At 72.5% G+C, this 18,487-nt stretch carries 19 protein-coding genes; 9 read left to right on the forward strand and 10 right to left on the reverse strand.

Features of this window, described 5'->3' with window-relative positions; genetic code table 11:
• From IF27_RS27885 to IF27_RS27895, 3 genes are all read left to right on the forward strand, one after another.
• Nucleotides 1-184, forward strand: a 184-nt coding sequence (locus IF27_RS27885) for an adenosylhomocysteinase (protein ID WP_190233126.1), incomplete at its 5' end; no start/stop codon positions are given.
• 75 nt (nt 185-259) lie between these two features.
• Nucleotides 260-1,165 carry an alpha/beta hydrolase gene (locus tag IF27_RS27890; protein ID WP_052852639.1) on the forward strand — a complete coding sequence of 302 codons (906 nt, stop codon included), beginning with the start codon at nt 260-262 and terminating at the stop codon, nt 1,163-1,165.
• The gene (locus IF27_RS27895) at nt 1,135-1,314 is read left to right on the forward strand and encodes a hypothetical protein (protein ID WP_052852640.1); all 180 of its coding nucleotides are present in this window, start codon (nt 1,135-1,137) and stop codon (nt 1,312-1,314) included. The genes IF27_RS27890 and IF27_RS27895 overlap by 31 nt, the downstream gene beginning before the upstream one ends.
• Before the next feature lie 975 nt (nt 1,315-2,289).
• Here the strand turns inward: IF27_RS27895 and IF27_RS27900 are convergent.
• From IF27_RS27900 to IF27_RS27915, 4 genes are read right to left on the reverse strand one after another with little or no spacing between them, the layout of a single operon-like run.
• The gene (locus IF27_RS27900) at nt 2,290-2,526 is read right to left on the reverse strand and encodes a hypothetical protein (RefSeq protein WP_052852641.1); all 237 of its coding nucleotides are present in this window, start codon (nt 2,524-2,526) and stop codon (nt 2,290-2,292) included.
• Nucleotides 2,527-2,563: 37 nt separating this feature from the next.
• Entirely contained in the window at nt 2,564-2,758 is a 195-nt protein-coding gene (locus tag IF27_RS27905) for a hypothetical protein (protein WP_052852642.1), read from the reverse strand.
• A complete protein-coding gene (locus IF27_RS27910) occupies nt 2,748-5,258 on the reverse strand; it encodes a site-specific integrase (protein WP_110946312.1) in 2,511 nt (836 codons plus the stop codon). Before IF27_RS27910 ends, IF27_RS27905 begins: the two co-directional genes overlap by 11 nt.
• Nucleotides 5,255-6,496, reverse strand: a complete 1,242-nt coding sequence (locus IF27_RS27915; protein ID WP_052852643.1) for a tyrosine-type recombinase/integrase — start codon at nt 6,494-6,496, stop codon at nt 5,255-5,257. Before IF27_RS27915 ends, IF27_RS27910 begins: the two co-directional genes overlap by 4 nt.
• Nucleotides 6,497-6,590: 94 nt before the next feature.
• Between IF27_RS27915 and IF27_RS27920 the strand changes: the two genes are divergently transcribed.
• Nucleotides 6,591-6,818 (forward strand): recombinase, encoded by a 228-nt coding sequence (locus IF27_RS27920; RefSeq protein ID WP_110946313.1) that lies wholly within the window; start codon nt 6,591-6,593, stop codon nt 6,816-6,818.
• A gap of 35 nt (nt 6,819-6,853) precedes the next feature.
• Here IF27_RS27920 and IF27_RS27925 read toward each other — a convergent pair whose 3' ends face one another.
• The 4 genes from IF27_RS27925 to IF27_RS27940 all read right to left on the reverse strand — a co-directional run bounded on the left by IF27_RS27925 (nt 6,854) and on the right by IF27_RS27940 (nt 11,187).
• A complete protein-coding gene (locus tag IF27_RS27925) occupies nt 6,854-7,672 on the reverse strand; it encodes a barstar family protein (RefSeq protein ID WP_052852644.1) in 819 nt (272 codons plus the stop codon).
• A 192-nt stretch (nt 7,673-7,864) separates the two neighbouring features.
• Entirely contained in the window at nt 7,865-8,707 is an 843-nt protein-coding gene (locus IF27_RS27930; RefSeq protein WP_223291240.1) for a MerR family transcriptional regulator, read from the reverse strand.
• Nucleotides 8,704-9,585, reverse strand: coding sequence for an alpha/beta fold hydrolase (locus IF27_RS27935; RefSeq protein WP_190233127.1), 882 nt, complete (start codon nt 9,583-9,585; stop codon nt 8,704-8,706). The genes IF27_RS27930 and IF27_RS27935 overlap by 4 nt, the downstream gene beginning before the upstream one ends.
• A 63-nt stretch (nt 9,586-9,648) precedes the next feature.
• Entirely contained in the window at nt 9,649-11,187 is a 1,539-nt protein-coding gene (locus IF27_RS27940) for a CYTH and CHAD domain-containing protein (protein ID WP_052852645.1), read from the reverse strand.
• A gap of 148 nt (nt 11,188-11,335) precedes the next feature.
• Between IF27_RS27940 and IF27_RS27945 the strand changes: the two genes are divergently transcribed.
• A complete protein-coding gene (locus tag IF27_RS27945; protein WP_052852646.1) occupies nt 11,336-11,953 on the forward strand; it encodes a TOPRIM nucleotidyl transferase/hydrolase domain-containing protein in 618 nt (205 codons plus the stop codon).
• Nucleotides 11,954-11,963: 10 nt separating this feature from the next.
• Here the strand turns inward: IF27_RS27945 and IF27_RS27950 are convergent, their stop codons facing one another.
• Nucleotides 11,964-13,202 (reverse strand): phthiocerol/phthiodiolone dimycocerosyl transferase family protein, encoded by a 1,239-nt coding sequence (locus IF27_RS27950; protein ID WP_052852647.1) that lies wholly within the window; start codon nt 13,200-13,202, stop codon nt 11,964-11,966.
• A gap of 131 nt (nt 13,203-13,333) precedes the next feature.
• Nucleotides 13,334-14,416, reverse strand: a complete 1,083-nt coding sequence (locus tag IF27_RS27955) for a TetR family transcriptional regulator (protein WP_052852648.1) — start codon at nt 14,414-14,416, stop codon at nt 13,334-13,336.
• Nucleotides 14,417-14,501: 85 nt separating this feature from the next.
• On the opposite strand from IF27_RS27955, the gene IF27_RS27960 reads away from it, so the two are divergent.
• From IF27_RS27960 to IF27_RS27975, 4 genes are read left to right on the forward strand one after another with little or no spacing between them, the layout of a single operon-like run.
• On the forward strand, nt 14,502-15,461 hold the full coding sequence (locus IF27_RS27960; protein ID WP_052852649.1) for an ATP-binding cassette domain-containing protein: 960 nt from the start codon (nt 14,502-14,504) through the stop codon (nt 15,459-15,461).
• Nucleotides 15,458-16,252 (forward strand): ABC transporter permease, encoded by a 795-nt coding sequence (locus IF27_RS27965; RefSeq protein ID WP_052852650.1) that lies wholly within the window; start codon nt 15,458-15,460, stop codon nt 16,250-16,252. Before IF27_RS27960 ends, IF27_RS27965 begins: the two co-directional genes overlap by 4 nt.
• 50 nt (nt 16,253-16,302) lie before the next feature.
• Nucleotides 16,303-16,929, forward strand: a complete 627-nt coding sequence (locus IF27_RS27970; protein WP_052852651.1) for a hypothetical protein — start codon at nt 16,303-16,305, stop codon at nt 16,927-16,929.
• Nucleotides 16,926-18,464 carry a pyruvate, phosphate dikinase gene (locus IF27_RS27975; RefSeq protein ID WP_052852652.1) on the forward strand — a complete coding sequence of 513 codons (1,539 nt, stop codon included), beginning with the start codon at nt 16,926-16,928 and terminating at the stop codon, nt 18,462-18,464. The genes IF27_RS27970 and IF27_RS27975 overlap by 4 nt, the downstream gene beginning before the upstream one ends.
• Nucleotides 18,465-18,487 lie beyond the last annotated feature (23 nt).

Raw genomic sequence — 18,487 nt, forward strand, 5'->3', positions numbered from 1 at the left:
CTACACCCGCACCTCGGAGTATCCGACGGGGGTGTACACGTTGCCGAAGTACCTGGACGAGAAGGTCGCCCGCCTCCACCTCGACGCGTTGGACGCCCGCCTGACGGAACTGCGGCCTGACCAGGCGTCGTACATCGGCGTGCCGGTCGATGGTCCGTACAAGCCCGACCACTACCGCTACTGACCCACCACGCCCTCGTGTGCCCGGCCCCACCACAAGGCCGGGCACACCGGACCCCTCCCAGCTCACGGAGCAGCCATGCCGCGCGCACCCGAACCGATGACTGCTCCGCCCCCGCCGAACCCCGCCGCGACGGTCCGCCGGATCAGCGTGGACGCCGGGGGAGTGACGCTGTCCGGGCTGCTCGGCGAGCCGGAGCACGCCCCCGCGCGGGCCGCCGTGGTGGCGCTGCACGGCGGCGGCCTGAACGCCGGATACTTCGACGCGCGCACGGCTCCCGGCCTGTCGCTCGTGACCCTCGGCGCGAGCCTCGGATACACCGTGCTCGCCCTCGACCGCCCCGGCTACGGCGCGTCGGCGGCCCGGCTGCCCCTCGGCCAGACGCTGACGGACCAGGCCGCGACCGTGACCGGCGCGCTGCGGGACTTCACGTCCCGCCACGCGACCGGCGCGGGAATCCTCCTCCTGGCGCACTCCTTCGGCGGCAAGGTCGCGATCGGCGCCGCCGCCGATCTCCCCGGCGAGACGCTGCTCGGCCTGGACCTCTCCGGCATCGGCCACGCCTACCAGGACCCCCGCCACGGCCCGCCCGACCTGACCCGGCACGGGGACTGGCGGCGCAACTGGGGCCCACTGCACCTGTATCCGCCTGGCACCTTCCAGGCGCGCAGCGTCCCCGTCGAGCCGATGCCCGCCCAGGAGATCGCGGACGCCGCCCGCTGGCCCGCGCACTTCCGCGACCTGGCGCCACGCGTCCGGGTACCCGTCCGGCTGACCTTCGCCGAGCACGAGGCATGGTGGCGGCACGACCCGGACGCGCTCGCCGAACTGACCGCCGCCTTCGGCGCGGCGCCGCACGTCCGCGCCGAACGCCAGCCGGACGCGGGCCACAACATCAGCCTCGGCTGGGCGGCCCGCGCCTACCACCTGCGCGCGCTCGCGTTCCTTGAGGAATGCCTCGCGCCCCGCGCGATCGCGTCCTGAACCCAGCGCCCGCCGCCGGTCACGTCGAGGACCGTCCCGTCGGGGAAGAAACAAAGAACCTGCACCGTTATCCGCACCTCTTCTCCTCGTTGATCGCGGTGTCGATCATCGCGATCAAGGAGGAGAAGTGGATCTACGTCACGAACTGATGGAGGGTCGGGCCCAGCTGCCCCGCGCTGGTGCCGTGGTGGAAACCGGTGAGGCCCACCCTCCTTTCATCGCCATCGACGGCATCGGACGCGAGGTGGAGCCGGTCACCGCGTACCTGCGCGACCTGGCGCTGAGTGACAGCAGCCCGCTGACTGCACGTAGCTACGCCTTCGGGATGCTGCGCTGGTTCCGACTGCTGTGGCTGCTCGATGTGGCCTGGGAACGGGCGACCGAGGCGGAGACGGCCGTCCTGACCGGCTGGCTACGTACGGCCCCGAACCCGCGGCGTCGGCGGCGCAACCCGCAGTCGCCGCCTCCGGGAACGGTCAATCCGCGGACCGGGAAGCCGTACCTCAGCCCCGGGTACTCACCGACGACGATCAACCACGCCCTGTCGGTGGTCAGCGGCTTCTACACGTTCCACGCGCACTACGGACGCGGCCCGGTGGCGAACCCGGTGCCCGCCTCGCCTCAGCGTCGCCGGGCCTTGAGCCACCTGAGCCCGCTGGCGCCCAAGCCGGTGTTGGGCCGGTCCAGTGCGCCACGCGAACATCCAGACCACCAGCCGCTATCTCGCGGTGCGGGTCGAGGAGATCTTCGACGCCCTGCTGGAGCACTACAACCAGCCGCGCCCCCAGGTGAGCTACCCGACCGGCTACGCCGCCGACGACATCGCGGCGGTGTTCGGTGCCCAAGACCGCCGCGAGCCCCACCACCGGCGTCAGCCGCCGCCACGGCCCGATCGCCGAGGGCCTGGACTACCCCAGCCGCTTCGTCGGCGGCCCGATGGCGCCACTACCAGGAGCACCTGGAGCACCGGCGCCAGATCCGTCCCACCGACGAATACCGGGACACCACCTCCGACGAGTGGACGGAGTTCGAGGAGCACTTCGACCGCCGCAAGGTCGAGCTCGGCTCCTGCGCCCGCCCCTACGGCACCCCCTGCCAGCACGAGCACGCCTGCTTCTCTGAACTTACTGCCGAACCTTGCTCGTAGCCACGATGTCGATGGCGACTCGGAGTGGTGTTTCCGCATGTCCCAGTAGTGCCCGGGTGATTGCGATCGCCTGGATGATGCTCATGCCGCGCTCGGCAAGGAGGGTCTGAACGGCTTCCATTCCGTCGCTCTGCAGGACTGGTCGGGACTCCTCGACCAAGGCGGTCCAGCATGCGGCCTGCTCGGGGCTTATCCCGATGACGTGGTCAAACACGACTGCTTCCTTCCCGTGCTGAGCCGATGGGTTGTGCTCACATCATCTCGGAGCTGACTGCCGCGCTCAGGGCATTCACGGCGTCATCGTATTGATAGCGGTCGAAATGGAATGGGCCGAATCCCGAATAGTCGCGTGTCTGGCGGTGGGGTTGCTCGAAGGAGTCCCAGATCACGAGCGGGCCGCCGTCGCCACGGTGCTGGCAGTCGAACCGGATGTCATTACTGGTCATCCAGTGATTGTGTCAGCGAAGCCGTTCCCCCCGCCTGGGTGGATTGAGCTGCGGTTATGCGCGGCATGCCGAGGTCGATCGCCGTACCGTCGGAAGCTCGTCGGTTCATCTGAGCAAGCTTGTCTTCGGCGCCAGCCAGGCTGACCCTGAGCCCTTCGACCTCCCCGAGCCAGCCCTCGCGCTCGGCCTCGGTGATGCGGGCGACGAGGTTGTCGCGGATCTCCTGCAACCGGCCGCGCTGGGCCGGGTCCGGCCGGAGAAGCGAGCAACGAACGCAAGCGTGTTCATGAACACAAGGGCTTGAAAAGGCGCGACCGCAGGTGCCGATGGAGACCTTGCGCTTCTCGAAGTGCGCGAGGAAGGCGTCCCATTCCTCCTCGGTGGGGGTCCGATACTCTTCGCTGGGCCGGACAGTCCTGCGGCGGGCGATGAAGGCGCGGTGAGCCTCGATGGTCTCGGCCGGGTAAATCGCCTTGTAGCCCATCGTCGTGTCAAGACTCTGATGCCCGCAGAGCACTTGCGCGATGTGCGGTGGCAGGCCGTTCATGATGGCTTCGGTCACGAAGATCCTGCGAAAGTCGTGCGGGGAGAAGACGAGCGGTTCGCCGCCGGCATCGGTCAGGCCTGTGGTGGCCAGCGCGTTGATCAGAAGCTTGCGGAGCGCGGTCGGAGTGAAAGCGCGGTGTTCGGTGCCGATAGTGCGTTGGAACAGCAGCGGCATCGGCGGGTTCCAGACCCGCTCGTGGACGTCGTAGGAGGTCACCAGCGGGATCGCGCGGCTGCTTCCTCGCAGGCGGCGGATGATGGTGGAAAGGATGTCCGCCAGTTCCGGGCTGATCAGCAGGAGCCGTTCGCTGTCGGTCTTGGAGGGGGCGACCTGCAGCAGGGGCACGACTTCGCCGGTGCTTGGGAGCCGGTATTCGGTGATGCTGTGGTGGGTCAGCTCCAGGAGTTCCTCGTTGCGGATGCCGGTCAGGCGCAGGACCTCGATCGCGGCGAAGGCCCAGAAGGCTTCGGTCTCTTCGTGGGTGAGGTTCCGCCGCCGCCCGGTCGAGGTCTCCTCGGCCCAGATCAGGTGCCCGGCGGCCTTGGGCGCGTCGGCTCTGCGCAAGGCCCCGGCAGTGTCGGGAATCAGATCCCCGGGCCGGGTGTGTTCGGCGGCAGCCAGTAGTTCGGCTGCGGCGTGGCGCCTGCGGTCGGCGGTGTCGGTCAGCACCGGCAGGACGGCAAGCCGTTCGCGGGTGCGCTGGTCCATCCGGGCCTTGCGATGTTTGCGGTCCTTGGCCTTGCTGATCTCCTCGCCGCTGATCGGGCAGGGCACCACCCACGGCGCCCAGCGGGCCGGCTCTTCAGCAGCCCAATGGGCGATGTCCAGATAGAAGGAGCGGACGCGGATGAGCTCGTCCTTGGCGTTCAGCCGGGGGCTGGCGATCTCGACGGCGGTGCCGTCCGGACCGATCGTGGTGCGCTTCTTGGTGGCGATGTCCGTCTTCCAGGCCCGGGCCAGTGCCGGTGGCAGCCGCAGGGAGTCGATGCCCGGGGAGAGCGCTTCGATCCGGGTCCAGAACAGCCCGGCCAGTGTCCGCGACACCGCGTCCAGGCTGGTGTAGTCCAACGACGGTTGCCGTTCGCGCAGGTAGTCCACGATCAGGTCGCGGACCCGGCGGCACTGGATCGGATAGCGATCCACGAGTTCTTCGATACTCAGCCGGCCGGCGGCAAGCCCGAACGCTCGGATCGTGGCCGGGGCGTCCTCAGGGAAGACACCCAAGGCTCGCAGCCGAAGGTAGAAGTCGACTTTGCGCTGACCCCCGCGGACATGGACCCGACGCAGGGTGTCGACCAGCTCCACGCAGTCGCCGACGGTGATGTCAGCGATCGGACCGCCCTTGCAGGCCAGGAGCATCGCAATCCGAGTCGCCGCGATGGTGACTTCTCCTCGGGCGCTGACCGGTCCGGACTCGGCCAGCTGTACCAGCCGTGCGAACCCTTCGGGGTCGCGGACCTCGGCCATGACCGGAGCCAGGTGCTTGTGGGTGCGGGTGAGCATCCAGGCCAGGTCGGGACGGATGACGTCGCCGCAGGCCAGCATCAGCAGCCCGGAGGTCAGGTCAACGCGCTCATACGACGGTGACGGCCCACTCTGGCGCAAGAATCTCAGCGGGAGATCCGTCCAGTTCGCGCCGGGGATGTCCTCAGCGCAGCTGGCCTTCCACCGCTGCTGCCAGGTATCCCCGGGGAGGCTGGACAGCCAGTGCAGAATTTTGGTGACCCCGCGCCGTCGCCCGGCCCGGGTGGCGTTGGCCGCTGGCAAGAACGGTGGCGCCGTCAGCCGCCGCAGCACCTCGTCCGACGACTGCGCTGTCGTCGGCCACCATGCTTCTGCGGAGCGGGGCGGGAACCGTTCCCTCAGTACGTTGTTCCGTGCTCGGGCCTGTTCGACTGTTGCATTCGCGGTCTGCAGTTGTCGGCGGGTCGAGTGTTTCGTGGTGGTGGTCATGAAGACCGCCCGAACAGCACGTCCAAGGCTTCCGGGTTGTAGCCGGGTGCGGGAGGCGGCGGCACCGGTTCGGTGTGCCGGTCTGCCTGTCGGGCGTGGTGGGCCAGCACCTCGGCCACGACCTCGTCCTGGCGCGGCGCGAGGTAGATCTCGGTCGTGGTCAGATGCGCGTGTCCGAGGACCCACTGCACGTCGGTCAGCGTCAGCGCCGGGTCGCGCACCATGCGGGCGGCGGCGCTGTGGCGAAGGTCGTGAAGGGTCCAGTCCGCGCCGAAGGTTGCGTTTACCCGCTCGAACATGCGGTGGGCGCCGTGGTAGGTCAGCGGCTGAGACGGACGTCGTAGCGTCCACCACACGGGCTGCGTCCGGCCCCTCGGCACCAGCCCGTGCAGCTCCTGCTGGTAGAGCCGCAGCCATACGAACGCATCTGCCGAGGCCGGCACCTGCTGCCGTGCTCGGGAGCCCTTCCGCACAACGCTGATCAGCTGCTGCCCTGGGTCGACGTCGCACTGCCGGACGCCGATCAGCTCCGAGGCCCGGACTCCGCTGGAGATCCAAAACGCGATCATTGCCCGGTCCCGGTTCGACCGCAGCGCCGCGAACAGCGAGTTGAACCACTCGTCCGGGATCGAGCGCGGAATCCGGCGCGGAACCGTGGGCCGGTAGCGGCCGGTCCGCTCTGGCGCCCAGGCGTCCATCGGGTTGTGGTGGGCGTGTGCGCGGCCGGAACGACGAGCCAGGTCCAGCGGGAACGGGTTGAGCAACGGCCCGGATCCGGCATCGCGGTGCAGGTCGTAGAACTTGCGCAGCACCGTCTCGCTGTGGGCGACGGTCGACGGGGCATAGCCGAGCCCAGGGCTCGTCTTCCCGGTTACGGGGTTCGGGGTGCCGATGGTGCGGGCTGGCCGCCGCTTGGCCGCGGTTGCTCGCGGCTTGACCGTCAGCTGGATCCAGCAGCTGAAATCCCGAGCGTCCACGCGTGTCGCTCGATCCCACGGCACTTCGACCGCGTGCAGGAACCGCCACCAGCGCAGCAGGTCCATGCCGTAGGAACGGACGGTTGCCGCCGCCCTCCCGGCTGCGAGCAGTTCCTGGAAGAACACCGCGACTGGCGCCACGACCGCGCCGTCGGCGTCGACGAGCCGGTAGGGCTCGTACCGGTCGCCGGTCTCCACCACCCGACCCCACCGAGGAAGGGCCAACCTCGACAGATCCCGCTCGGGCACACGATCGTTCATCACGACCGCAGACCGTACTGGGCCGCAACCTCACCTGTGCCCTGAACTGCACAATCAACCTGGTTCGTTCAGTCAACGGGGCATCCGCTGCCCGATGCTCCACGTCAATCCCAAGATGCTCGCCCGGCTCTCCGAGCTCGAAGCCGACCTCCTGCAACGCAGGACGCAGGCCGAGGCCGAAGGCTGGATCGGTGAGATCGAGGGCATCGACCTCACCCTCACTTTCCTCCGCGCGAAGCGCGACGAGACCCAACGCCGAGCCCAGCGACCAGCCGTCCACCTCGGCATCCCTGCACGCCGCCGTCCCCAGGAGTCCGAATGACCCTCCCAGGGCCAATGCCTGGAAGCGACCAGCCGTCACCGAAGGATGACGTTCACGCCTCGTTCCTCGAAGATCTCCAGGAGGAGGTCGAACAGCACAAGCTCGCGGTCACCGGCGGGCACGCGCTCTACCAACCGTTCCCGAGCCTCGGCCGAGGAATCCCAGTGCAAGGTGAATGGAGCAGTGGCGCCCCACCCGCCGCAAAGGCAGTCGTCCAGAGCGGCAAGGTTCCAGCCGAAGTATCCGCCGGGTCCGTTGATGGCCTCACCGATTGCACAGTAGAAGCTGTCTTCGCCGACCATGTGCCGGCCGTCCAAGGCGAACACCTGGCCTGCAGGCGCATCGGGCTTCCCCTGGCGTTGGTACTCCCGGGACCACAGGGCTACCGACAGCCACGCGTGTCGATCCTCGGGTGCGAGTTCGTGCCACATGCCGGTGCGGTCCAGTTGACCCGTGCGGACCAGATCCCACGCTCGTTCCGCTCCGGGCAGGGCGTTCTCGCACCGCAGCGTCACTGTGACGTCCACGAGGCCGGTTCCAAGGGCGGAAGGCTTGGCGTCGAGGACGGTGACCTCGTTGACGAAGTAGGACCCCATGGTGGCACCGTCGCCGTCGAGAAGGGCGAGCCATGCGTTCCCCGCCATGGCGCGACGACCACCGACATGATCGAGGCTCTTCAGTAGGCCACCCTGCGGGAGACACCCTTCGAGGTGCACTCGGCGTGCGCCCTCCTCGTCCGGCAGAGGGGTGAAGAGCCCCTCGGCCTCGTGAGTAAAGCCCCAGAAGTCACTGTCGTCCTCGTCCGAGGTCAGCGCGTACTTCTGCCCCTCGCTGGCCCGCCCTGATGTTCGCATCGCACCCCCAAGGAGAGCGCTGATCTTACCGACGCCCGACAACTCACCGGGCAGTCGTCGGCGCTGTCCCCACCCCGTCTGTCTCGGAGGCCCATTGACGAGCCACATAGCCCCGTTCACCCCTGAGAGTGAAGTGCAGAGAAGCACGTCGGCGGCGAAGATGCCCGCGGTGTGTCGGGTGGGCGGCATGGCTCACGGCACGTCCCCGGCCACGGCTCCTTCCCCGCCCCCGCGGTCCTCCGGCGCCACGCGTTCGAGCTTCGTCCAGCCGGTCCAGCCCCGCTCCCTCAGCAGCTCGGCCAGCCGCCGGGCCGGTGGCGCGGCGTCGAACGCCAGGGCGTCCATCAGCGTGGCGAACGGCGGCTCGACCCCCGTGTCGTCCACATAGCCCTCGCCGTGCTCCTCGGCCATCCGCGTGAGAAGGACGGCCAGCCCGTCGGCCAGCGCGGCGAGCCGCGGGTCGTCGTCGGTCCGGTCCAGCGCCCGGCCCAGGGCGAGGTAGAAGGCGACGAACTGCGGGTCGGCGAGCTGCTCCCGCTTGCGCGCCATCCACCCCGCGACCCGCTCGGGCGAGCGCGCGGCCAGTGGGATCCACCCGTCGCGCTCGACCTGGACGATCCGCTCGTCCACCCCGAGCGCCCGCAGCCGGTCGAGGTAGCCGACCACGTCCTGAGGCAGCGCCAGGCCGTCCCCGGCGACGAGCCGCGCGATCCGCTCACGCCGTCGCTGCCGCTCGCGGATCTCCGCCCGCAGCCGCCTGTCGATGTCCGCGACAGCCGCCGCGAACTCCTCCTCACCGGCACGCAACAGCTCGCGCACGCGCGCCAGCGGCACCCCGGCCTCGGCGAGCGTCCGGATCCTGATCAGCTCGACCACGGCGCCGCCGCCGTACCTCCGGTAGCCGGAACGGTCCCGCTCCGGCTCCGGCAGCAGGCCCCTGGCGTGGTAGTGCCGCACCGTGCGTACCGTCACCCCCGCGTACGACGCCAGCTCGCCGATCGTCAGCGTCGGACCGCTCTCCCCCCGGCCGTTCACGAAGCGCCCCGGCCCATCCGTCCCGTCGCCCGGCGGATGATCCGGGCGATCTCCGGGGCGTGCGTGAAGACGAGCCGGTGATCGGCGTCCAGCCAGGACGCGGTGACGTCCGGGCGCTCGCCGACGAGCCGTTCGATGCCGTCGCGCCAGAGACGGTTGTGCCGTGGCGCGCGCCCCTCGCCGCCGTCACCGGCGATCGACCGGGACATGATCATGCTCACCGGGCGGTCGATCCGCCGGTACAGGTCGAGGATCCCGGAGCGGACCACGTCGATCTCCAGGTTCAGGACGTGGATGTCCTGGGCGGTCAGCAGCACCCGGTGCGCGCCGCCCCCGGTCCGCCCGCGCTCCTGCGACCTCGCCAGATCGTCCGCCATCGCCCGGAAGACGGCCAGGTCGGTGGCGCCGATGAACGGCTCGGGCAGGGGGTTCGCCCCGTCGATGAGGACGAGCCCGGCGATGCTCCCGGGATGTGCGGAGGCGTGGTGCACGGCCAGGTCCGCGCCCAGCGAGTAGCCCACGAGCACGGGCGGCGAGGCCGGGCCGACGCTCCGGGGGTCAGCCAGCACGGCGGCGAGGTCGCTCAGGAACGCGTCGAAGGAGTACCGGTCGGCGGCCGGGGCGAGGCCGTGCCCCCTGAGGTCGAAGGTCACCACCTCGTGGTCTTGGCGCAGGAGCCCGACCAGCCCGTGCAGATCCGCCTGCGTCGAGTTCAGTCCCGGGCACAGGACCAGCGGCCGTCCCCGGCCGCCGCGGGACACCGGGATCGTCACTCCGTCGTGGTGCACCGTGAAGCGCTCCACGGCCCTGCCGCCCTCCTCGCCGCTGACCGTCCGCCGCGGGGAGTCCGGGTCGCTCGCGTGCTCTCTCGTCGTCATGGCGAACATGCTGCGGGGCCGCCCCTGCGTCAGGGTCAACCACCCGGCCGCGACCACGTTCCCTCAGCCCCGCAGCGCCTTGTCCCCGGCCGCCTCGCGGGCAAGGGCCCACACCTCGGGAAGCTCACGCTCCCTCGTCTCGGCCGCGGCCCCCTCACGCCCGTGCAGCACACCCCAGGTGAAGCCCGGCTCACCCGCCGCGTGCGCGGAGATCGCCAGATGCCGCAGGGCGTCACGCGCCACGACGCCGTCGTGCTGCGCACCGCTCACCTGCTGCACGGCCTTGGCGCGCCTCCTCAGCCGCGCCGCGGGCTCCCCGAGGGCCGGACCGGCGGCCTCGGCCGCGTAGCGCAGTCCCTTGGCGGCCTTGCGGGCGTAGTGGATCGCCGCGTCACGCTCGGTCCCCGGCGGCATGGCCAGCGCACGGTCCATACGCTCCGCGAGTCGGCCGTACTCCTTCAGCAGCGCCTTGACCAGGACCTTCCCCGGCTTCCCGGCCGCCTTCGCGCGCAGCGGCGGGGTGTCGGCCAGGGCCCGCAGCCTCTCCAGCAGCTCCAGGTAGCGGGGCGAGGCGAGCGTGTCGAGCACGCGCTGACGGCCGTCGGCCCGATGCGCCGCGTCCCATATCTGCAGCCGCGCGGTGACGGGCCCGAGGATCAGCTCGCCCGGCAGCTCCCGGACGCCGGAGGTCAGCCGCTCCCGCAGCACCTCGTGGTCGCGTTCCGCGCCGAGCTGCCCGGCGAGCCACCGCAGATCCTCCCTGATGGGGTCGGTGACCTCCCGGTCGAGGACGGAGCGGTAGGAACGCAGGCAGCCGCGCAGGCGACGCGCCGTCGTGCGCATCCGGTGCACGGCGTCGGGCGTGTCGCGCCGGACGGCCGGGTCGAGGTCCACCAGGGTGCCGACCCACCGGTCCACGTACGCGAGCACGTGCGCACCGGCCGACCCGGGGGAGACCCCGGCGCCCGCGCCCGGCGCCTGTTCCGGGGCTGCCGCGGTCTCCGCCAGGGCGCGGGACACCTTGGACGGGCTCCGCGAGCGGCCGACGCCGTTCTTGCGCAGCACCTTCTCGATGCGGTCCAGGAGTGCGGGGTCGCCGCCGTCGGCCAGCTCGACCTCCAGCTCCGTCCACATCGTGTGCCCCCCGCCGTCGAGCAGCGAGTCGGCGCGCACCGCGTCCACGCTCAGCTCGGCCAGGACGTCGCCCTCCGCGCCGAGGAGCTGGCGCAGCATGCGGGTGGACCGCAGCCGCATCACCGGACGCAGCGGCGCTCCGCGGGTACGGGAGAGGGGGAGGTCGCGCAGTTCCCCGGGGACGTCCTCGGAATCCGGCGGGGTCTGGATCTCCTCCCGGCTGTCGCCCGGCAGGGGCAGCTTCAGGTGCCAGCCCGCGTCCGTGCCCCCGGTCCTGCGCCGCAGGGACGCGCTGCCGCGGGTCAGCCGGAGGTCGGCGGTGTCGTAGTAGACGGCGTCCAGTTCCTGCACGCCGCGGTCCGCGAGCGAGACGACAGGCTTCACGCCCGTCAGGTCGGGCAGCCATGAGGTGACACCGGCCGCGGGCGCCGCGTACTTGCGTTCTGTCTCTCGTTTCGACTGGGCCATACCGTACCCGTTGACGCAATCCCCGAACTCAAACCCGTACGTACCCCGCTTTCAGGTCAAACCGCCGGATCGGCCGCCCTTTTCGCGGGCGGCACGCCCTCGGGGGAATTGCCTACCGCGGCGGCCGGGAAGGGCGGAGACTCCTCCCATGGCTGACATGGGGGAGTTCCGGGAGGCGGTCACCGCGTGGGCGGCCGGTGGCGGCGGTGACCCGGCCCGCGAGCTGGCCGCGCGGCTGCCCGTCCGGACGGTGGTCCTGCTCGAAGGCCCGAGCGACGCGGCGGCGGTCGGCGCGCTGGCGGCGCGCCGCGGCCGGGACCTGGAGGCGGAAGGCGTCTGCGTCCTGCCGATGGGCGGCGCGATGAGTGTCGGGCGCTTCGCCCACCTCCTCGGACCCACGGGCCTCGGCCTGCGCCTCACGGGGCTGTGCGACGAGGCGGAGCGCGGATGGTACGCGCGCGGCCTGGAGCGGGCCGGTGCGGCGGGGGCGGAGTTCTTCGTCTGCGCGGCGGACCTGGAGGACGAGCTGATCCGCGCGCTGGGCGTCCCGCGCGTCGCCGAACTCGTCCGCGAGGAGGGCGACCTGCGCGCCCTCCAGACCTTCCTGCGCCAGCCCGCGCAGCAGGACCGGGGCCCTGAGCGGCAGCTGCGGCGCTTCCTCGGCACGAAGAAGGGGCGCAAGATCCACTACGGCCGCGTCCTCGTCGAAGCCCTCGACCCCGCCCACGTCCCTGCCCCGCTCGACGCCCTGCTCGCGAGCCTGTGACGAGCGGGCGTCACCGCTCTGCGGTCAGCTCGTCCAGCGTGGCGGACACCCCGTCGGCCAGCTCCCGGATCTGGGCGTCGGTGTACCAGGCGCGGCTGTAGGTCAGGTCGATGGCCAGGCGGCCCTGGTAGCGGCTGAGAACGGCGAAGATCATCGGCACGTGCCCGAGCGGTGCCATGCGCACGCTCCTGATCCGCGGCCCGCCCGCCGTCTCCGGTGCGGCGATGACGCCCACGTCGGTGATCACCAGGCTCGGCGGCTGCTGGTCGAGCATGTGCGGGAACGCGGCCAGCTCCCTCGCCGCCGCGCCGCTCTCCAGGGCGGCGCGCAACTGCGCGGCCAGCTCGCGCCCGATGTCGGCCGGGTGGGCGCCGTGCCCGATCCGCAGCCGGAGCGAGGTGGTCGTCGCCGCCGACTGGAGGACGTCGTCGGGCAGGGACGGGGTGAACCGGCGGCGCATGTCCACGGCCGTGGTGCACAGCAGCCGGACGGGGCCGTCGGCCGCGGGGAACCGGGCGCGCAGGCTGCTCAGCAGGACGCCGGAGACCAGGGCGTTGAGTGTCAGCCCGGCGCCCCGGGCCTGCCGGACGAGCCGTGCGGTCCGTTCCGCGTCGGCGCCGACCCCGAGGACACGCAGGCTCCTGTCCGGGCCCGGCCCGCCGTCGCGCGAGGCGAGGGCGGGGAGCAGCGCGGGCGGCGCCTGCGCGTCCTGCGCCGCGCGCTCGGCGACGAAGTCCCTGAGCTGCCCGGGGGTGGTGCGGGCGGCGAGCATGTCGTCCAGCGCCGGGCCCAGCACGGGCCGGACGACGTCCGAGGGGACGGGCCCGCCCGTGGCGAGGGCCGAGTAGAGGGTCCACAGGCGGCGATGGAGCGCCAGGTGGCTCATCCCGTCGGCGAACGCGCGCGGCAGCGTCATCACGATCCGGCTGTGCCCCGCTTCGTGCAGGACCGCGAGCCGCAGCAGGGGGCCCGCGTCCCAGTCGAGCGGCGCGTTGATCTCCTCGTGGAAGTCAACGCCCCGGTGCAGGACGGGTGTTGCCGTGCCCTCCTCGATGCGGACCGTCGGTCGCCCGTGGGGGGCCGCGCCGGTGATCCGCCCGGCGATCAGCGGGCAGGACACCCGCAGGTGGGGCAGGGCCTCGGCGAGGACCGTCTCGTCCAACTCGCCCTCGACCACGGAGTGCAGGACGAGCCGGACGCCGGCCGCGGCGATCGCGGCCTCGTGCGGCGCGAGGGGGCGTTCCGTCATGGGGGGGCTCCTCGTCGTCGTCGGCGGCGGCGGTGGGCCCGCGACGGGGCCGCACGGTGTCCAACGACCGTCACGGCCCCCGATCACGGGCGGAGCGGAATCCTCACGCCGGGTCGGCTCCGCGCCCGGCCTCAGCCGGTCCGGGTGCCGCTGACGGCGGCGGCGTGACCGGCGCCGCGGCCGTCGGCGCGTGCCACGACCACCCCGGCCCGTACCCGGACCGCGGCCTCCGTGAGGTCCCCGCCCGGGGGCAGTCCCAGGGCGGACGACACCGCGCCCTCCTCGTCGAACACGACGCGCGGACGCGGTAGTTCCCCCGCCGCGAACACCCGCCGCAGGCAGCCGGTGAGATCGGCGACGCGCAGGCGGGCCAGCCGTCCGGCCTCGGCCGCGTCGTCCGTGACGACGACGAACGTCAGCGCGTCACGCGGCGCCGCCGAGCGCACCGCGTCCTCGGCCGCGGACAGGCGGCCCACGCCCAGCACCACGACGACGCCGTCCTCGGCCGGATCGACCGCCCGGCCGGTGATCTCGTCGGTGAGCCCGCGCGGCGGCGCCCACGGGTCGTCGGCCGTCCGCGCCGGGGCGACGAACGGCAGGTGTGCCGCCGCCTCGTCGTCGGACAGGGCGATGTCGGCCAGGTGCTCGGCCGCGCGGGTCAGGTCGAAGGGGTCGCCGGTCCCCGGCGCGTTCTCCGCGCGCCAGGCCGCCCCGTCCAGCAGGGCGAGCGCCAGTTCGGCGGGCCGCACCATCCGGCGCCGCGCCGCCCGGCGCGACTCAAGGGCCAGCGCGAGCAACAGCGCCTCGAACCGGACGAGTTCGGCCAGCGCGGCCCTGGTCGGCGCGGTGTCGAGCACGCCGGATAGCGAACGCAGCCTGAGCCGTCCGCTCCCCGGCTCGTCGCCCGACAGGGGCAGCCGTTCGAGCCAGACCCGGGCGAACGCGCCGAGGGCCTGCCCGGCGGTCGCGGGCGACGCCGCCGGTGCCTCGGCGGCGTCCCTGGCCCGTTCCGCGTCGTCGGCGAGCACCGCGAGGTACAGCGCGCGCTTGCCGGTGAAGTTGGAGTAGACCGCGCCCCTGGTCAGGTCGGCCCGCTCGGCGATCCGGTCGATCTTCGCCTCGGCGTAGCCGCGCTCGGCGAACTCCGCCCCGGCCGCGACGAGTACCGCCGCACGGGTCCGCCGCTGCTGCTGCGCCCGGGTCAGCCTGGCCATCGTGGTCCCCTCTCCGTCCCCGGCATGATACAACTGGCATCCAGATGATAACGGCATCTGAAAACGACGAACATCGGAGATTCGCGTGGCAGGCGACAAGGGCTTCGAGGTCGAGGGACTCGTCAAACGGTTCGGCCGGATCACGGCCGTTGACGGGGTGAGCCTGTCGGCGCGCCGCGGGCAGGTGCTGGGCCTGCTGGGCCCGAACGGCGCCGGGAAGACGACCGTCGTCCGCGTCCTGGCGACCCTCCTGCGCCCCGACGACGGGCAGGTCCGCGTCGCAGGGGCCGACGTGCGGCGCGACCCGGCCCTGGTCCGCCGCCGGATCGCCCTCGCCGGACAGCACACGAGCGTGGACGACGAACTGACCGGACGCGCCAACCTCGTGATGCTCGGCAGGCTCCTCGACCTCAGGCGCACCGAGGCCCACCGGCGGGCCGGTGAACTGCTGACCCGCTTCGGCCTGGACGACGCCGCCGACCGGCTCGTCGCCACGTGGTCCGGTGGGATGCGCCGCCGCCTCGACCTCGCCGCCAGCCTGGTGGGGCGGCCCGAGGTCGTCCTCCTCGACGAACCGTCGGCCGGACTCGACCCCGGCAGACGCGACGCGTTGTGGCGGATGATCCGCGGGCTCGCCCGCGACGGCGTCACGGTCCTCCTCACGACGCAGTACCTCGAAGAGGCCGACACCCTCGCCGACGACATCGCCGTCCTCGCCCACGGACGGGTGATCGCCTCCGGCGCGCCCGCCGACCTCAAGCGCGCGACGGGCGGACACACGGTCGTCCTGCGCCCGGCGGACACCGGCGACCTCGATCCCGCCGCCGCGATCGTCGCACGCGTCGCGGGCCGTGAACCCGACCGGTCACGCCCCGGCGAACTCGTCGTACCGGTCGCCGGTGACGCCGCGTTCTTCGAGATCACCGCCCAACTCCGCACGCACGGCATCGACGTGGGCGAGCTCGCCTTCCGACTCCCCAGCCTCGACGAGGTCTTCCTGTCCCTGACCGGCGCCCGCACCACCGACACCGAGGACGCAGCATGACCACGCCCCTCCCCACCGCCGGGCCCCGCCCCCTCGCCACCGTGCGGCACAGCGCCGTCCTCGCCCGGCGCAGCCTCGTCAAGACCGGCCGGAACCCCGGCCCCATAGTGAACGGCGTCGTCACCCCGGCGCTGTTCCTCGTCCTCTTCCTCTACCTCTTCGGCCGCCCCGTCGCCGGGACCACCGGCGCCTACCTGCACCACCTCTTCCCCGGGATCCTCGTCATGGGCGCCGGGCTGACCGGCATGATCTCCACCGGCTCCGCCGTCAACCTCGACCTGCGGAACGGCGTCACCGACAGGTTCCGCAGCCTGCCCATCAGCCGCACGGCCCCGCTGCTCGGCTCCGTGGGCGCCGACGTCCTCCGCTACCTGATCGCCGTCGTGATCCTGTCCGCCCTCGGCACGCTGCTCGGCTTCCGCGCCGAGGGCGGCGTGCCCGCCGCGTTGGGAGCGGCCGGGCTCGCGATCCTCTTCGGATTCTGCGTCAGCTGGGTCACGGTCCTCATCGGCGTCCTCGCCAGGAACGCAGAGGCCGTCACGGCGTTCAGCTTCCTCACTTTCCTGCCCCTGCAACTGGGCACCAGCCTCGCCGCCCCGACCGACACCCTGCCCGGCTGGCTCCGCGCCTGGGCGGACGTCAACCCCGTCACCCACGTCATGGACGCCTGCCGCGCCCTGCTGAACGGCACGCCCGACACCGGGAGCATCGGCCGCGCCCTGCTGTGGTCGGCCGCCCTCTTCCTCGTCTTCTGCCCGCTCGCCGTCCGCGCCTACGGCCGCCGCGAATGACGAGCGCCGCTCCCGCACGACCGACCGCCCACCCAGGGGACGCACACGCCATGACCTCGCCGGAAATCCGCCCCACCGACCCCGGCCTGTGGGTGCTGCACGCGCTGCGCTGCGCCGGTGCCTCCAGCCTCGGACGCGTCCGCGCGTTCACGGGCCTCGACGGGCCGGACGCCGAGTCCGAGCTGATCGACCTCGGCGCCGCGGGCCTCGTCACGCGCACCCCGGGCGCCATGCCCTTCTGGGCGCTCACGGACGCGGGGCGCGCGGCGGACGCGGAGCGCGTCACCGCCGAACTCGACGCGGCCGACGCCCGCCGTGCCGTCCACGCGGCGTTCGCCCGCTTCCTCGTGCTCAACCCCGAACTGCTCGATCTCTGCACCGCATGGCAACTCCGCCGCGTGGACGGCGTCATGACCGCCAACGACCACGGCGACCCGGCCTACGACTCCCGGGTCCTGCGCCGGTTCGCCGACCTCGACCGGCGTGCGGTCCCCGTCCTCGCCCAACTGGCCGCCGCACTGCCCCGCTTCGGCCGCTACCGTCACCGCCTCGCCGAAGCCCTCGCGCGCGCCGCCGCCGGGGAGCCCGCGTACGTGACGGACAGCACCGTCTCGTACCACACCGTGTGGGCCGAACTGCACGAAGACCTGCTCGCCACCCTCGGGTTGCGGCGATGAGGTGGATCAGGACGCTCCGCGCCGACACCGAGGGGACGGCGGAGACGCTGGGCGGCAAGGCGCTCGGTCTCGTCCTCCTGCACCGTCTCGGGCTGCCCGTGCCCGCCGCCTTCGTCCTCACGACGGCCGCCTGCCGCGCCTTCCCACGCGGGCTCGGCGGCGAACTGACCGAGGCCGTCAGCTGGTTGGAACGCGAGACCGGGCGCACGTTCGGCGGCCCCGGACGGCCGCTGGCGGTCTCCGTGCGCTCCGGGGCCGCGGTGTCGATGCCCGGCATGATGAGCACGGTCCTCGGCCTGGGCCTCACGACCGACGCGACCGCGTGCCTCGCCGACGAGACGGGCGACCGGCGGTTCGCCCTCGACGCGCGGCGGCGCTTCCTGTCGAGCTTCGCCCGAGCCGTGCTCGACACCGACGCGACCGGCGCCGTCGAGGACCTCGTCAGGCAGCGGTGCGGACGGCCGATCCCGGACGACGCGGCCCGTCAGCTGGCCTGGGCGGTCGAGGCCGTCCTCGCGTCATGGGACGCGCCGCGCGCCCGCACGTACCGCGCGGTGCACGACCTCCCGGACGGGCCGGGCACGGCCGTGATCGTCCAGGCCATGGTGTACGGCAACCGCGACGAACGCAGCGGCAGCGGGGTCGCGTTCAGCCGTGATCCCACCACAGGCGAGCCGGGTCCCTACGGGGACGTCGTGTTCGGGCGGCAGGGCGAGGACGTCGTCTCGGGGCGATCCGCCACCCGGCCGTTGCGGGAACTCGCCGCGCGGGAGCCCGCGGTGTGGGCGCGCCTGCTCGACGCGCTGCGTCGGATCGAGGGTCACTACCGGGACGCGTGCCACGTCGAGTTCACCTTCCAGTCGGGCGAGTTGTGGCTCCTCCAGGTCAGGCCGGACCGGTTTACCGGGGGCGCCGCGGTCCGCCTCGCCGTGGAGCTGGCCGACGAACGGGTCATCGACCGGCGCGAGGCGGTGCTCAGGATCTCGCCGCGGCAGCTCCTGCACGTCGGGACGCCGCGCCTGGCGTCGCCGCGGGACGCGGACCTGTTCGCGCGCGGCGTCGGCGCGTGCCCAGGCGTCGCCGTCGGCAGGGTGGCGACGACTGCGGAGCTGGCGGTGCGGATGGCGGCCGAGGCCCCGGTCGTGCTGGTGCGGCCTGAGACGTCGCCCCACGACATGCACGGCCTGGCCGCCGCCACCGGCATCGTCACCGCGCGCGGCGGACCGGCCAGCCACGCGGCGATCGTCGCGCGGGCCCTGGGGAAGCCCGCCGTCGTCGGCGTCGCCGGACTCGCCGTCGATGCCGGGAGCGGCACGGTGACGGCCGGGGGCCGCACGCTCGCCGACGGCGCTCTCGTCACCCTCGACGGGACCACGGGCGACGTCGCCCTCGGTACCCCCCGTGTCACCGCCGGAGAGACCGACGCGCACCTCCACCAACTCCTGGCGTGGGCGGACGACATCGCCGAGGACCACTCCGAACGCGCAGCCCCCCAACGCCTCGAAGCGGCCCACGCGGCACTCAGGCGCCCCTGACCTGGGCGACGGACCGTCCCCGT

The organism is Streptomyces avicenniae, assembly GCF_000719135.1.
In the GTDB taxonomy this organism is placed as follows: Bacteria; Actinomycetota; Actinomycetes; order Streptomycetales; family Streptomycetaceae; genus Streptomyces; species Streptomyces avicenniae.

Bases quoted from the DNA above. Each gene is read 5' to 3' on its own strand.
- IF27_RS27890 (WP_052852639.1), top strand. From the start codon at position 260: ATGCCGCGCGCACCCGAACCGATGACTGCTCCGCCCCCGCCGAACCCC.
- IF27_RS27895 (WP_052852640.1), top strand. From the start codon at position 1,135: ATGCCTCGCGCCCCGCGCGATCGCGTCCTGAACCCAGCGCCCGCCGCC.
- IF27_RS27905 (WP_052852642.1), bottom strand. From the start codon at position 2,758: ATGACCAGTAATGACATCCGGTTCGACTGCCAGCACCGTGGCGACGGC.
- IF27_RS27910 (WP_110946312.1), bottom strand. From the start codon at position 5,258: ATGACCACCACCACGAAACACTCGACCCGCCGACAACTGCAGACCGCG.
- IF27_RS27915 (WP_052852643.1), bottom strand. From the start codon at position 6,496: ATGAACGATCGTGTGCCCGAGCGGGATCTGTCGAGGTTGGCCCTTCCT.
- IF27_RS27920 (WP_110946313.1), top strand. From the start codon at position 6,591: ATGCTCCACGTCAATCCCAAGATGCTCGCCCGGCTCTCCGAGCTCGAA.
- IF27_RS27925 (WP_052852644.1), bottom strand. From the start codon at position 7,672: ATGCGAACATCAGGGCGGGCCAGCGAGGGGCAGAAGTACGCGCTGACC.
- IF27_RS27935 (WP_190233127.1), bottom strand. From the start codon at position 9,585: ATGACGACGAGAGAGCACGCGAGCGACCCGGACTCCCCGCGGCGGACG.
- IF27_RS27940 (WP_052852645.1), bottom strand. From the start codon at position 11,187: ATGGCCCAGTCGAAACGAGAGACAGAACGCAAGTACGCGGCGCCCGCG.
- IF27_RS27945 (WP_052852646.1), top strand. From the start codon at position 11,336: ATGGCTGACATGGGGGAGTTCCGGGAGGCGGTCACCGCGTGGGCGGCC.
- IF27_RS27950 (WP_052852647.1), bottom strand. From the start codon at position 13,202: ATGACGGAACGCCCCCTCGCGCCGCACGAGGCCGCGATCGCCGCGGCC.
- IF27_RS27955 (WP_052852648.1), bottom strand. From the start codon at position 14,416: ATGGCCAGGCTGACCCGGGCGCAGCAGCAGCGGCGGACCCGTGCGGCG.
- IF27_RS27965 (WP_052852650.1), top strand. From the start codon at position 15,458: ATGACCACGCCCCTCCCCACCGCCGGGCCCCGCCCCCTCGCCACCGTG.
- IF27_RS27970 (WP_052852651.1), top strand. From the start codon at position 16,303: ATGACCTCGCCGGAAATCCGCCCCACCGACCCCGGCCTGTGGGTGCTG.
- IF27_RS27975 (WP_052852652.1), top strand. From the start codon at position 16,926: ATGAGGTGGATCAGGACGCTCCGCGCCGACACCGAGGGGACGGCGGAG.